The sequence below is a fragment of the Prevotella multiformis DSM 16608 genome, from assembly GCF_000191065.1.
Taxonomy (GTDB): domain Bacteria; phylum Bacteroidota; class Bacteroidia; order Bacteroidales; family Bacteroidaceae; genus Prevotella; species Prevotella multiformis.
Window position 1 is genome coordinate 595,841 of record NZ_GL872282.1, and the last position, 14,289, is coordinate 610,129.

Consider the following 14,289-nt stretch of genomic DNA (forward strand, 5'->3'; position numbering starts at 1 on the left):
AACGTCGCTGACGAAACTCAACAGGGCGAAGCTGGGGGGAAGGAGTTCGCATACGTATGAGTATGATGAGCTGAACCGTCTTATTCATGCAAGTGGTAAGGCGAAGCGTGCATCGTATGATATGGTGATGTCGTTCGGACGGATGAGTGAACCGCTGACAAAAGTTCAGAAAGTGGACTCAACGACAACTGCCAAGTCTTATAACTTTGCTTATAAGTATGAAGACAGTAACCACCCGACGGCTCCAACACAGATTGGTCACGATCATTACACGTATGATGCCAACGGTAATCCAACGCTGGTAACGAACGATTCGGCGAATACTACCCGTGAGATGTATTGGGATGAGGACAACCGACTCATGGTCTTAAGCGATAATGGCAAAACAAGTCGTTACACTTACAACGCTGCCGGTGAACGCATCATGAAGAGTTACGGAACGATGGAAGGTGTGTATATCAACGGCGCGCCACAGGGTATTACCTTCCACGAGACGGACAACTTCACGCTTTATCCTGCAAGTATCCTCTCTGTAAACAAGAATCGCTTTACAAAGCATTACTTCATTGGTGACAAACGAGTTGCTTCAAGGATAGGAACAGGTCTGTTCAACAACGTCTATGGGCGTAACGGCTCATATGTAACGGCTGGTCAGCAGGACTATGCTGAACGTATGAATCAGATTCAGAAGCAGAAAGAGGCATACTATAAGCAGCAGGGCATTGCTCCTGGTGTACCTACAATGAAGGGTGCGTATGGTGATCCAGAGAACACTGGTTTAGGGTATAATGCCGTCCTCACAGAACTCGGCAACCACGACGTGCCACAGGGTTGGATTCAGACTCCGAAGCCCAACACCACACCGAATACCAACCCCGGTCCACCTGTAAGCTGGAATGACCCAAGCAATCCTGATGACCCACAGGCTGGTTATGGATATATTCCAAACGACACCACAAAAGAGGAAACCTTCTTCTATCACAGTGACCACCTCGGCAGTACGTCCTACATCACAGACGATAAAGCCAACATCACGCAGTATGACGCTTACCTGCCGTACGGCGAACTGTTGGTTGATGAACATAGCAGCAGCGAAGAACTACCGTATAAGTTCAATGGCAAGCAGTTCGATGAGGAAACAGGCTTGTATTATTACGGTGCAAGGTACATGAATCCTATGGCAAGTATTTGGTATGGAGTGGATCCGTTAGCGGAGAAGTATCAGTTTTTAGGTTCTTATGTATATTGTAGTGCTAATCCCATTAAAATTATTGATGTTGATGGCAACGATGAGTTTCATGTAAATGGTAATGGAAATATAATTAAAGTCGTAAATAATAATTCTGTGAATATAACAATTGTTAGTCCAGATGGTTCTAAAAAATATTTTTCAGATTATGAAACTAAGTCCATTTTCCTTGGTTGGGGAAATGGGAAGAATAGACAAATAATTGCGAACGTTGCAGCGTATTATGCCAAAGCTATAGGTATAAAAGCGACCGTAGGCACTATAGGTGACATTAGAAAGGATGAACCTGCTTATTATGATCCTAAAGATAATGGTATCTGGATTCCAGCAGGAGAAAATGGCACACCGGATATTCTTCTTAAAAATAAATATAATTTAATGAATACGTTGTTTCATGAAGACATGCACTTTCAAGATAATCATAGAGGGATGGGGGATAGTCATTTTCTTCATGCATCGGTTGTATCTCGGGCAAGTAGTCATTGGACTTTTGCTAGGACAACTCAAGCTTACAAGGGTGGTCAGGCAATTTATTTCTCACAATTAGCTATGAATGCCTATTACAATCCTCCTAAAGATGCTAATTATACCAAACAAGATGTACTTAAACTTATTTCAAATTTTAATAAAACAAATAAAGGTAACATAAGATTACATTTTGATGAAAAAAGGAAAATAATGAATATTAGTATTGACAATAATAATCTCGGATCATTGAGATATAAAAGAAGTAATAAAACAATGAACTTATAATAAAATGATAATATTTAACGGACATATTATAATTAATGATGGTGAAGTATGAAAACAAAAACGATAATAAGTAAGATTGTTATGTTATTTTTTTCAATTGTTATTATATCCTTAATAATTATGTCTGGTAATTATTATGAAATTTATTCAGGAAAAAAGTATGGTAAAGATATTATAAGTAGATTAGAACAATATCGTCATTCTCATGGAATATATCCCATAAAATTAGATTCTATTGATTTACCTGAAAGCCAAGAGACCTCAGAAGTTATATTTCATGGTTATTCTTATATTTATTATTTCATGAGTGACTGTGAGTTTTCGCTCTCTTTCAATAAGAAAGATGGGACTTGGACATATTACTCCAATTCTAATAAATGGTACGAAGGTGATGGTATAGACTCAATAAATGCATTCAGGCGCAAATTGTACTCACAATATTTACATGAATCTCGTAACAATAAAGAAAGAACTATATTACGCATCAAAATTGAAAGAAAAGAACGGGACAGTGTTCTGTCATGCAACAATATAGAATCAGGTAGTGTTGTATATGTAATAAAGAAATATGAAAATGCAGGTTTTGCAGGAAAAGGACACGCTTTATATGACAGTAGGACAAAAGAGTTAAAGCAAATTGGAACCTGGACCTTATTCACGAAAGCCGGCTTAAGCTTACTTGCTTTTTATGGTTCGGGAACTACAAATAAGCCTGTAATTGATTACTTGCAAAGTAAGATAAATCTTTAGATGGTAGGATCGAAATAGACTGCTTCCGATGGATTACCATGCGCATGGACTTGTTACGAGTGAGTATCTCTATACCGCTGATGGAAAGAAACTGCAGGGATCTCTATATGACTACGACCTGAAGACACTCGCCGTTGGTAATAATACGGCAGACGCCGTTGTCTTCCCTGCCCTAAAGACACTCGTTCAGAGTAACTTTGATGAAGCCAGTGGGGACAGTCTGTCGGTTGCTGTCAACAATACTTACGATGACTATGGTAACCTGCAGGGATATAAGGAGACGACAACGGGCTATAGCTTAGAGGCGGACATCAGCTATCATAAGATAGCCGACAAGTATATCGTCAGTATCCCGAGCCATATCACTGTCAGCAGTGGCGGTAAGACTTACCGTGAACGCTCAACGAAGGTGGACGGCAACGGTGAGATAACGGAGATCATGCTCCATAACGGTGACAAACCTTCTGTCTATAACATGACTTACGACGGCTATGGCAACATCACACGCATGACGAAGCCGGAGAACTACAGTCATCAGCGTATGTTCTATGCTTATACGTATGACGACCGCTATCACAGTCTTGTGACAAGTGTCAAGGATGCATACGGCTATAGCTCCAGTACGGCTTATGATGGTCTTTGGAATGCTCCGTCTGTAACGACCGACCTCAACGGGCAGAAGATGGAATACACCTACGATGCACTGGGCAGACAGCAGACTATCCGTGCTCCGTATGAGATAGAGAGCGGTCAGCCGTTTACAATCCGCTTTGAATACTTCCCTGCAGAGCGTAAGGCACATACCATCCATTACTCTAAGGACGGAAATATTGATACCTATACCTTTGCCGACTCGCTGATGCGTGCCGTCCAGACGAAGCAGACGGGTGTGGTCTGGTCTGGTGGCAGCAATCAAAAGGTCTCCATCGTCAGTGGAAGGGCTGTCATCGATGCCTTCGGACGCAGCATTGCGGCTTATTACCCGGTGACGGAGAGCCATGGCAGCATCGGCACTTACAACCACGCTACGGGTGATCTGCAGGCAAAAACAGAGTATGATACACACGACCGTACCACGAGTGTGACGCTTGCTGACGGCAGTGTGACACGCACGGCCTACTCTATCGGCAGCCATGACGGTGAACCAATGCTTCAGACAACGGTCACGGATGCACTGGGACGACATGCGGAGAGCTATACCGATGCCAAGGGACGCAACCGTGAGACGGTGCAGCATGCCCGTGGTGAGGATATCACGGTGAAGTACAGCTATGACCCTGTCGGTCAGGTGATGACGGTTCAGCATCCCAACGGCAGGGAGACGAAATATGCCTATGACTTGCTTGGGCGCAAACTGATGGTGAATCATCCTGATGCGGGCGAGACGGACATGACCTATGATGCGGCGGGCAATCTCCTGACGAAGCTTACGGCAGAGCTCAGGAAGTCGATATCTGACAAGGGCTGCATCTCTTACACCTACGACTTCGAACGGCTGCATGAGGTACTTTATCCGGAAAATCTCTTCAACCGTGTCACCTACACCTATGGTAAGGCTGGCGATAAGTATAACCGTGCCGGTCGTCTTGCCCTCGTTGAGGATGCGAGTGGCGGTGAAGCCTATTACTATGGCAGACAGGGTGAGGTGACGAAGACTGTCCGTACGGTCATGGCGAGCGTGGCGGATATCAGGACTTATGTCTATGGTGCTACCTATGACAGCTGGAACCGGGTGCGGACGATGACTTATCCTGATGGTGAAGTGGTGACTTATCACTACAATGCTGCTGGACAGGTGGAGAGTCTGACGAGCAATAAACAGGGACGTCAGAGCGTTATTGTTGACAGGATAGGTTACGACAAAGAGGGTCATACGGTCTATACGAAGCTCGGTAATGGCACGGAGACGACCTATGCCTACGACAGGCAGCGTGAACGTCTGCAGGTGATGAACCTTACAGCGGACGGTCAGACTGTGATGGAAAACAGGTATCGTTATGATGCTGTGGATAATATCCTCGGTATTACGAATGCTGCAAACCCAACATCGCTGACGAAACTCAACAGGGCGAAGCTGGGAGGAAGGAGTGCGCACAGCTATCAATACGATGAGCTGAACCGACTTATCTCTGCAAAGGGTAAAGCTAAGAACGCTTCTTACTCAATGCTAATGTCGTTCGGTCGTATGAGCGAGCCACTGACTAAGATACAGCGTGTAGACTCTTCACTAACAGCTAAGTCTTACTACTTTGCATATAAGTATGAGGACAGCAACCACCCCACCGCTCCAACACAGATTGGTCATGAGCATTACACGTATGATGCTAACGGTAATCCTACGTTGGTAACAAATGACAGTACGAATATCACGAGGGAAATGTATTGGGATGAGGACAACCGTCTCATGGTCTTAAGCGACAACGGCAAGACAAGCCGTTACACCTACAACGCAGCCGGCGAGCGCATCATGAAGAGTTACGGTACGATGGAGGGTGTGTATATCAATGGTGCACCACAGGGTATCACCTTCCATGAGACGGACAATTTTACGCTCTATCCTGCTTCGATAATCAGCATCAACAAGAATCGCTTTACGAAGCATTACTTTATTGGGGATAAGCGCATAGCGTCAAGAATCGGTACAGGCTTGTTTAACAACGTTTACGGACGAAACGGTTCATACATCACCGCTGGTCAGCAGGACTATGCAGAGCGTATGAATCAGATTCAGAAGCAGAAAGAGGCATACTATAAGCAGCAGGGCATCGCCCCCGGCGTGCCGACGATGAAGGGTGCGTACGGTGCCCCAGAGAATACGCACATCGGCTACAACTCCATCATCAGGGAGCTGGGCAACCACGATGTGCCGCAGGGATGGGTACAGACCCCGAAGCCCAACACCACACCGGACACCAGCCCCGGCCCTCCTGTCTCCTGGAATGACCCGAGTAACCCTGATGACCCGCAGGCTGGTTATGGTTATATTCCAAATGACACTACAAAGGAAGAGACCTTCTTCTATCACAGTGACCACCTTGGCAGCACGTCTTACATCACAGATGATAAAGCCAACATCACGCAGTATGATGCCTACCTGCCATACGGCGAACTCCTTGTAGACGAACACTCTTCAAGTGAAGACTTACCGTATAAGTTCAACGGCAAACAGTTCGATGATGAGACTGGCTTGTATTATTATGGCGCAAGGTATATGAACCCTATGGCAAGTATTTGGTATGGGGTAGATCCGTTAGCTGAGAAGTATGCTAATATTTCAGCTTTCTTGTACTGTCATGCGAATCCAATACGTCTTCTAGATCCAAATGGTGAATACGATTTTGAAGGGACTATAAAGTCTAATCAATATTATCCTGTAATAGCAGTTTTTCAAAGTGATTTATCAAATAATGAAGCACTTCAGATAGATTATATCAAAGCATTAGAGGCAGGAATGCCTATAATGCGAGTTGAAAATATGCAGGATTTTGCTGATGCAATGCTAGGACTTAAAAATCTAAATAGTACAACTAGCACATATACACTTAACAGTCACGGAACATCAGGAATTGTAGAAGATTTTGAGCGCGATCCTGCTAGATTTTATATAGGTGATGATAGAATTACCTATAAGACAGACTTCTCTATTCTCAAGGATGGATTGAAAGGACACAATATATTTATTGGTGCATGTAACGTTGGCTCGACTCGGGGTAATGGCTTTGAGTTAATTGAGAAAATGTCAGGCCAAACCTCATCAACAGTTATCGCCTCTGATCATCCACTTTCAGCTGGTTATACGTACGATGGGAGTAACTATTTGAATATTACAGCCAAAATACCTCAACCTGCAGTCGTACAAAATGGCTATATTATATCCTCAAATGGAAGTTCCTTTAACAACATATCTAATGTTACAATAGATAAAAGCAGAGGTATTTCATGGGATTATGATTTTACACTTCCATTTTATAATAATCCATGGGTAGCTGGTAGTTCTTATTCGTGGTAAAAAATAATATATAATATGAAAAGTCTACTTCTTTTGATAATATTAATCCACATAAGTTGTGGTAATAGAAATAATCATTATAGTTACAAAGCTCAAAAAAAAATATTAAAAAAAGAAAGATATTGTTCTGCCCCCATTCGAATGGTACAGAATAGTTATAGGAGTATCAATTTGTCAACGTTTAATAAGTGGCAAACATTTAATGAATTTAAAATGAGAGGTATGGGGAAAGCCTTATTATCTCCTTTTGTTTACGTAAAAAGAACTAAAGATTCTATTGTTGTTATTAATTCAGAACAAAAGGAGGATATTAGAACATATTATAAGGTTGGTAACAAATGGTATAATTATTTAGTTTTAGAGCCTTGGAAAAAACAAGTAATAAGTACTAAGAGTAGTACGGAAGAGCCAGCAAGAGATTATTATCGAATTTGTGGTAATGACACTATTTTAGAGCTTAAATGTAACTATATTCGTGATATCGTCTTATATGAATTTTATATTAAAACGAGACAAACATGTGTAATGATAGTACCTGTTTATGGTATCGACTTCTGCGACCATAATAAGGATATTTATAATCAAATGTTACATTTTCTTTATTTCTACAGAAACAACCGGTCGCTTTTTTTATCTCAACATGGGAAGTCAATATATGATAGAAGGAAAATATATACGTATAAACTTTATTCTTATAAGAACAAATTGTTATATAAATGTCTTGAGAAGGAGAATACACTTTACTTCTCCCATACAAGCTTAGGTCTTTTTGGTATTCAGCCTGGGCTTGAAAAATATGATAGGAGCAGGTCTGTCTTAGAAGGGTATTAGTCCATTGAGATTTTCTCTGTCAACAAAAATCGCTTTACGAAGCATTACTTTATTGGGGGCAAACGAATCGCCAGCCGTATCGGTACAGGCCTGTTCAACAACGTTTACGGGCGCAATGGCTCATACGTTACCGCTGGTCAGCAGGACTATGCTGAGCGTATGAATCAGATTCAGAAGCAGAAAGAGGCATACTATAAGAAGGTGGGTGTAGCTCCTGGTGTACCTACAATGAAGGGTGCGTATGGTGACCCAGAGAATACAAAACGAGGATATAACTCTATCATCGACACACTTGGCAATCACGATGTGCCACAGGGCTGGGTACAGACTCCGAAGCCCAACACCACGCCGGACACCAGCCCCGGCCCTCCAATCTCCTGGAACGCCCCGAGCAACCCCGATGACCCGCAGGCTGGTTACGGCTATATCCCAAACGATACTACGAAAGAAGAAACCTTCTTCTATCACAGTGACCACTTAGGAAGTACGTCTTACATCACAGATGATAAAGCCAACATCACGCAGTATGACGCTTACCTGCCGTACGGCGAACTGTTGGTTGATGAACATAGCAGCTCTGAAGACCTACCGTACAAATTCAACGGCAAACAATTTGACAAAGAAACAGGTTTGTACTACTATGGTGCAAGGTACATGAATCCAGTCACGAGTTTGTGGTACGGGATAGATCCGTTGGCAGAGAAGTTTCCCCTTATTTCTGGATATTCTTATTGCGGAGGAACCCCCATAATATTACGTGATAAAGATGGTAGGCGTCCTACTGGACACGAGGCCGCTTTAATGGCAAGGGCTGTCTATAAAGATGAAAATGAAAAGAAAGATCTAAAGGAATTGGCAAAAGCTGGCTGGTTCATATCAAATATTAAAACCTCTATTCGTTCTAAGATGAACTATACAAAATTAGGTGAGAATGGTTTGCAATCAACAATCTTTCAACGCACGAATGTAAAAACAGGAAGAACAGGATATGCCTATGTGTTTGCCGGTACAAACTCTATAGAGGATGGCATAGAAGATATTTCGCAAGTTACCTTAGGAGCACCACAATATAACGTGGCTATAGATAATGCTCGAAAATTATCTAAAGAGTTGAAAGATTCTGAACTCACATTTGTAGGACATTCTTTGGGAGGAGGATTAGCTGCCGCTGCAAGCATGGCAACGGGAAAAGCTGCAATTACTTTCAATCGGGCATCGGTAAGTGAACGGACGAAATCCATAAATAATCTTGGAACACTACAAAATGTTACAGATTATCAAATAATTGGGAAAAAAGCCCTGTGGGGGCTAATACGTTTAGGTGGAGATCCTCTAAGCAATTTACAAAATAATATTGGAATAGGTGCAAAAGGAAGAAGGATTCTAATAGAATCACATGACTATTTATGGCATCATTCTATAGATAACTTTGTTCACATTAAACTTCCAAATTAATTAAGTTTAGATGAAATTAAAAAAATATATCCCACTAATGGTATTATATTTAGTATCCTGTGGACTTCCATATTGCAAAAAGACACATCTTTCTGAAGAAGAGATGAATTGGATTAATATCTATGATGAAAAAGAAAACATACGATTTACAGATGGTTTTTCAATAGATTCTTTTGCTCTTATTGAAAAAAAAGTTTGTAATAAAAAAGATATTCCAATTACAGACTTAAAATCATGTAATTGGTTAGAAGGGCAACATGAATATATAGCCAATGCATCTATAGATTTCAAAATTAAGCATGGTTCCAAATGGTGGAAAGGTGTCTTTATAATAAGTAAAAACATGGATTCTACGTTTGTCGCAGAAATCTCTTTCGGGGGGTTATATTCAAATGAAGTATGTTTGAATAGAGCTGCCACCAGCATTTCCTTCAAAAATGAGGTTAATTCAGAACAGGGAAGCAATCAACCTTTATTGGGTATAGATGAAGTGATATGGGATAAAGGAAAAGGAATAGTCTGTTATAAATTAGAAGATGGAAGAGCCTTTCATTTGATAAATGAGTGAATGTACATACTTTATTTCCGCTTCTTGCCTACAGAAAACAGCTCCGGCGCAGATAGGCCACGATCATTACACATACGATGCCAACGGTAATCCAACGCTGGTGACAATGGCAGTACCAACACCACAAGGGAGATGTACTGGGATGAGGACAACCGCCTCATGGTCTTAAGTGATAACGGTAAGACAAGCCGATACACTTACAATGCGGCCGGTGAGCGTATCATGAAGAGTTACGGTACGATGGAGGGTGTGTATATCAATGGTGCACCACAAGGTATTACCTTCCACGAGACGGATAACTTCACGCTCTACCCTGCAAGTATCCTCTCTGTCAACAAGAATCGCTTCACGAAGCATTACTTTATTGGTGACAAACGAGTTGCTTCAAGGATTGGAACGGGTATGTTCAATAATGTCTATGGACGTAATGGCTCATACGTCACCGCTGGTCAGCAGGACTATGCAGAGCGTATGAATCAGATTCAGACTCAGAAGGAGGTGTACTATAAGAAGGTGGGTGTAGCTCCAGGTGTACCTACAGAGAAGGGTGCGTATGGTGATCCGGAGAATACGGGTGTTGGTTATAATGCCGTTCTCACAGAACTCGGTAACCATGATGTGCCACAGGGTTGGATTCAGACTCCACGCCCCAACACCACACCGAATACTAACCCCGGTCCACCTGTAAGCTGGAATGACCCGAGTAACCCTGATGACCCGCAGGCTGGTTATGGATACATCCCTAATGACACAACGAAAGAGGAAACTTTCTTCTATCACAGTGACCACCTCGGCAGTACATCCTACATCACAGACGACAGAGCCAACATCACCCAGTATGATGCTTACCTGCCGTATGGTGAGCTGTTGGTTGATGAACATAGCAGCAGTGAAGAACTACCCTATAAGTTCAACGGCAAACAGTTTGATGAAGAGACTGGGCTATACTATTACGGTGCAAGGTATATGAATTCTGTGGCAAGTATTTGGTATGGGGTGGATCCGTTGGCTGAGAAATATACAACCACTGGTGGATATGTCTATACTTTTGGCAACCCAATTAAGTTGATTGATCCTGATGGGCGAGGACCTGGTTGGAATAGATTTACGGGAGGGTTACGTGTAATTGGAGGTAGTCTACAAATAATAGCTGGTATTACAGGAGGTATTGCTACATCTTGGTCAGGAGTAGGTGCTGTTGTAGGGGAGTAGCTGTAGTCCACGGGATAGATGATGTTCAAGCTGGTGTAAGACAACTTTGGACAGGTAAAAAGGTTGAATCATTTACTTTTCAAGGAATTAAAGCTGGCGCACAACTTGCTGGAGCTAGTGCCAATACTGCAAATAGTATAGCAACTTTTTCAGATATCGGTTTAGGGCTCGTTGGTAGTGGAGCAGGCTTATTTAAAGTACTTAACAAAGGAACTAAAGTTGCAGAATTCACAGTTGCAGAGAGTAAATTTGATTATTTCCTCGGCAGAGTAGTTGAAGGCAATGTGCATAGTGTCCAAAGATCTGCCCAAAACCTGAGGGATTTAACTACCTTAGGTATTAGGTCTAAAAAGCAATTAGCACAAATATTTGCTACAACATTAATCAAAGGAACTGAAGTTTCTAGAAGCACTAATAAATATGGTACCACAATAAATAAAGTTTTAAAGATTGGTAAGAGAGGGCAGATTCAAACTAGTTTCTTCTACGCTGATGGAGATATGACAAAAGCACCAAAAGTAATAACTATCATTCTTAAAATATTTAAAAAGAAATGAAATTTGAGATTATAGATTATTTTACATATAAAAAAATAAATTATGATTCAGTTTTCGATGATTCCCATAATAATTCTTATCGAATATATGGGAAATTAGTGGAAGGCGATTCTTATGCAAAAATAGCTTGGTCAAGTGACTTATTACAACCTCAATTCCTAAAAATTTTTCCTAAGGTATATGCTATAGGAATTGACCAAAATTTTGCTATTTATGATTTTAAAAAGAAACATAGAATCATGTGTTTGGACTTAATGTTTCTTTTTTGTGAAATGGTTATGTATAACAAAAAGATATTTGTAGCTACAGAATTAGAAGTTTTTGTTATAGATATACAGCAATATAAAGTTGTACATACAATATCATTATCTGATACATACAATAAAATTGAAATTAATTGTGGGAATGTTGAAATTCATTGTATGGATAATACTTTTATAAAGTATCATATTAGCAATAATTAAAATATATACAATATGATATTTCCTGCATTTATGTTGCAACTGAAATGAAATAATTTGATAAAAAAGTATTGTGAAAACTAAAAGGAAGGCGGACTATTATCTTATGTAAGTCCTACAAAGAATGAGACTCACAGTTTCACCCTATGAAACGCACCGTTCCATCCTATGAAACCCACCGTTTCACCCTATGGAACGCTGCGTTTCATTGCTTGAAACTCTATGGACATTCGTAAATGCAATAGTCCGTTAAATATTATGCTGCGTCAGCATCGAAACTAAATATCTCATTAATACTTTCTTTATTTAAAGGCGTGTTCGGGTTCTTCTCGAACACGTCAATAATTCGTTGCGCATAGTAGGCATTGACCATCTGCGCTTTAAGTCGACCGACGGACGTGCCAAGTTCCTTGCACATGATCTTGGCCACATTGAGTGCCGTGAATGAAGAGTTGAAGGCAAAGTCAAGTTTTCTCCTGTCGCGTGCCTGACAATCTGTAAGGCCGAGGAACTGCTTTGCGTCGCGAAAGCAGAACTCCTCTTGGAAACGTGTGGTGTAATATTCCACCACGTCGCGTCCGCTCATGTTCTCATCCGTAGCGAAGTACAGACGGCGGACACCGTTGGGCAACTCGTGGATGACAAGCGAAACGACCCTGTGCAAGGACTTGCACCATGCCTTGAGCGCATAAGCCTTGCCGGAGGTCTCCTCCAGCTCAAGCTTTTCGACTTTAGACATATCGATGTTCCTCACGTCAATCTTGTCACCTTTGACGCGGGGACGGCCGGGCTTTCCCGTGGGTTCCCCGTCCCATGTGTAGAACAAGGCTGAGTCATGACGCAGGCGGCTCACAACATGGAATCCCATCTTCATTACCTTGTCGATGAAGGGTCTTTTGGAGAAGGCTGAGTCGGCGACAAGAACCTTGCAGATACGCTGTAAGGTTACCTTGTCGTCCTGCAACACCTTGGCATACCAGTCGTATAGGCTCATCTCTTTTTTCTCCTCGCCTTTTTCCAATGTGGTCTGCACCGCCTTGAGCATCATACACTCATGCAGGTCCACGTCTATCACACCGATGCCGAGGATCTCAAGACCGTGCTTTACCGCACCTGCACAGCCCGACCAGAACGTACCCACGTATGGGGTATGCTTCCCAGCCTTCTTGATGAAACTCGGGTCTATGACGATGGCATTGCGACCCTTGCCTTGTTTGAAGGCGAAAGCACTCAGCCACATGTTCATTTCGAGCCAGTTCACGCTGCGCTCTGCCGTCTGCCGATAGCATTGCTCGCCACGCTTGCCATAGCGTCCCATCTGCGTGAAATTGCATCTCCTTGGGATGACCATCAAAAGAAAAGGCTTTTCCATGACGTTTGTCTGGATACTTTTGCTTAACTTTGCCCCGTCTTCGGCACTGAATGCTGCTTTGCAGAGCTTCATATATCGGCTAATCAAGTTGGTTATCAGCATAAACTTTATTGTCTTTTTACATCTGTAAAGTTACTGAAATTCAATGAGATAGACGATTTTATTATGTTATATTTTGTTATTTGATCTACTCTTTTTCAGAGACTTATCATGTTTTCTTTCTGCCACAATTTCTGTTGCCTTAGGGACGAAAGATTCGCAAACCGCGAAAATTTAACGGACTATTGTAATGAGAAAGATGACTCCTTCAAAAGTTCTATCGGACAGATCTATCAGACATTTGATGGTACGGAACTCTATCCGAGTGTGGAGGAGAAAGCGGCTATGCTCCTCTATCTTGTAACCAAGAATCACTCGTTCAGCGATGGCAACAAACGCATTGCAGCCACGCTGTTCCTATGGTTTATGAACAACAACGCTATCCTCTATCGTCCCGATGGCACTAAACGAATTGCGGACAACACCCTCGTTGCCCTCACCCTGATGATTGCCGAAAGCAAAACTGAGGAAAAGGATATAATGGTAAAGGTAGTGGTGAACCTTATCAACCAAGCCAATTAGCCCACTTTCTTGTAACGACATGTTATACAACAAAATCTAATTTATAAATATAATCATTAAACCACCTTATTAAATTATAAGACTCTTTTATATCCTTTATGAAAAAGCAAAACAAGGTAAGAACTCTATAAAAGTACTATGCAATACAAAGAACATACAAAAGATTATAGAAAAAACAAGTTTTCCAAAACATATCCGATAATTAATAAGACGTAAAATTAGCATTTATACATTAAACCACATACGTTTTCATATAAAAAATAAATATTTATAAATAAAAATTTGTGGGTATCAAATAAAAGGCTTAACTTTGCGAAAAATCTCTGAATCAGAGAATAAGGGTTGTTGCATTATGAAACCTGAATTAAATGCATCTATCACATTTTAAAAATACTAAGATTGTATGATATACTCATATAATGCGTACGACTATATACATATAAATATTAAT

The 14,289-nt window shown here is 41.4% G+C and carries 8 protein-coding genes and 3 pseudogenes; 10 read left to right on the plus strand and 1 reads right to left on the minus strand.

What is annotated here, in order from left to right; genetic code table 11:
- From HMPREF9141_RS13250 to HMPREF9141_RS02510, 9 genes and pseudogenes are all read left to right on the plus strand, one after another.
- Positions 1–2,002 (plus strand): RHS repeat-associated core domain-containing protein (locus HMPREF9141_RS13250; protein WP_306420019.1); only part of this gene is annotated, 2,002 nt, incomplete at its 5' end.
- 48 nt (positions 2,003–2,050) lie between these two features.
- Positions 2,051–2,752: a hypothetical protein gene (locus HMPREF9141_RS02475; protein WP_007366863.1), complete on the plus strand. Its 702-nt coding sequence runs from the start codon at positions 2,051–2,053 to the stop codon at positions 2,750–2,752.
- A 475-nt stretch (positions 2,753–3,227) separates the two neighbouring features.
- Positions 3,228–6,761 carry an RHS repeat-associated core domain-containing protein gene (locus tag HMPREF9141_RS13255; protein ID WP_370991933.1) on the plus strand — a complete coding sequence of 1,178 codons (3,534 nt, stop codon included), beginning with the start codon at positions 3,228–3,230 and terminating at the stop codon, positions 6,759–6,761.
- A 15-nt stretch (positions 6,762–6,776) separates the two neighbouring features.
- The gene (locus HMPREF9141_RS02485) at positions 6,777–7,592 is read left to right on the plus strand and encodes a hypothetical protein (RefSeq protein WP_156792406.1); all 816 of its coding nucleotides are present in this window, start codon (positions 6,777–6,779) and stop codon (positions 7,590–7,592) included.
- 9 nt (positions 7,593–7,601) lie between these two features.
- Positions 7,602–9,047: pseudogene (locus HMPREF9141_RS13990) on the plus strand (RHS repeat domain-containing protein); the annotation flags it as partial.
- Positions 9,048–9,084: 37 nt separating this feature from the next.
- A complete protein-coding gene (locus HMPREF9141_RS02495) occupies positions 9,085–9,615 on the plus strand; it encodes a hypothetical protein (protein ID WP_257009545.1) in 531 nt (176 codons plus the stop codon).
- Between the two features lie 37 nt (positions 9,616–9,652).
- A pseudogene (locus HMPREF9141_RS02500) lies at positions 9,653–10,701 on the plus strand (RHS repeat-associated core domain-containing protein); the annotation flags it as partial.
- Positions 10,702–10,793: 92 nt separating this feature from the next.
- Positions 10,794–11,384: a hypothetical protein gene (locus tag HMPREF9141_RS12405; RefSeq protein ID WP_007366869.1), complete on the plus strand. Its 591-nt coding sequence runs from the start codon at positions 10,794–10,796 to the stop codon at positions 11,382–11,384.
- Entirely contained in the window at positions 11,381–11,848 is a 468-nt protein-coding gene (locus HMPREF9141_RS02510) for a hypothetical protein (protein WP_007366870.1), read from the plus strand. The genes HMPREF9141_RS12405 and HMPREF9141_RS02510 overlap by 4 nt, the downstream gene beginning before the upstream one ends.
- Before the next feature lie 253 nt (positions 11,849–12,101).
- On the opposite strand, the gene HMPREF9141_RS02515 is transcribed toward HMPREF9141_RS02510, so the two are convergent.
- Complete coding sequence (locus HMPREF9141_RS02515; RefSeq protein WP_257009546.1) at positions 12,102–13,217, minus strand: transposase; 1,116 nt, start codon at positions 13,215–13,217, stop codon at positions 12,102–12,104.
- Positions 13,218–13,505: 288 nt separating this feature from the next.
- Here HMPREF9141_RS02515 and HMPREF9141_RS02520 point away from each other — a divergent pair.
- A pseudogene (locus HMPREF9141_RS02520) lies at positions 13,506–13,838 on the plus strand (type II toxin-antitoxin system death-on-curing family toxin); the annotation flags it as partial.
- Positions 13,839–14,289 lie beyond the last annotated feature (451 nt).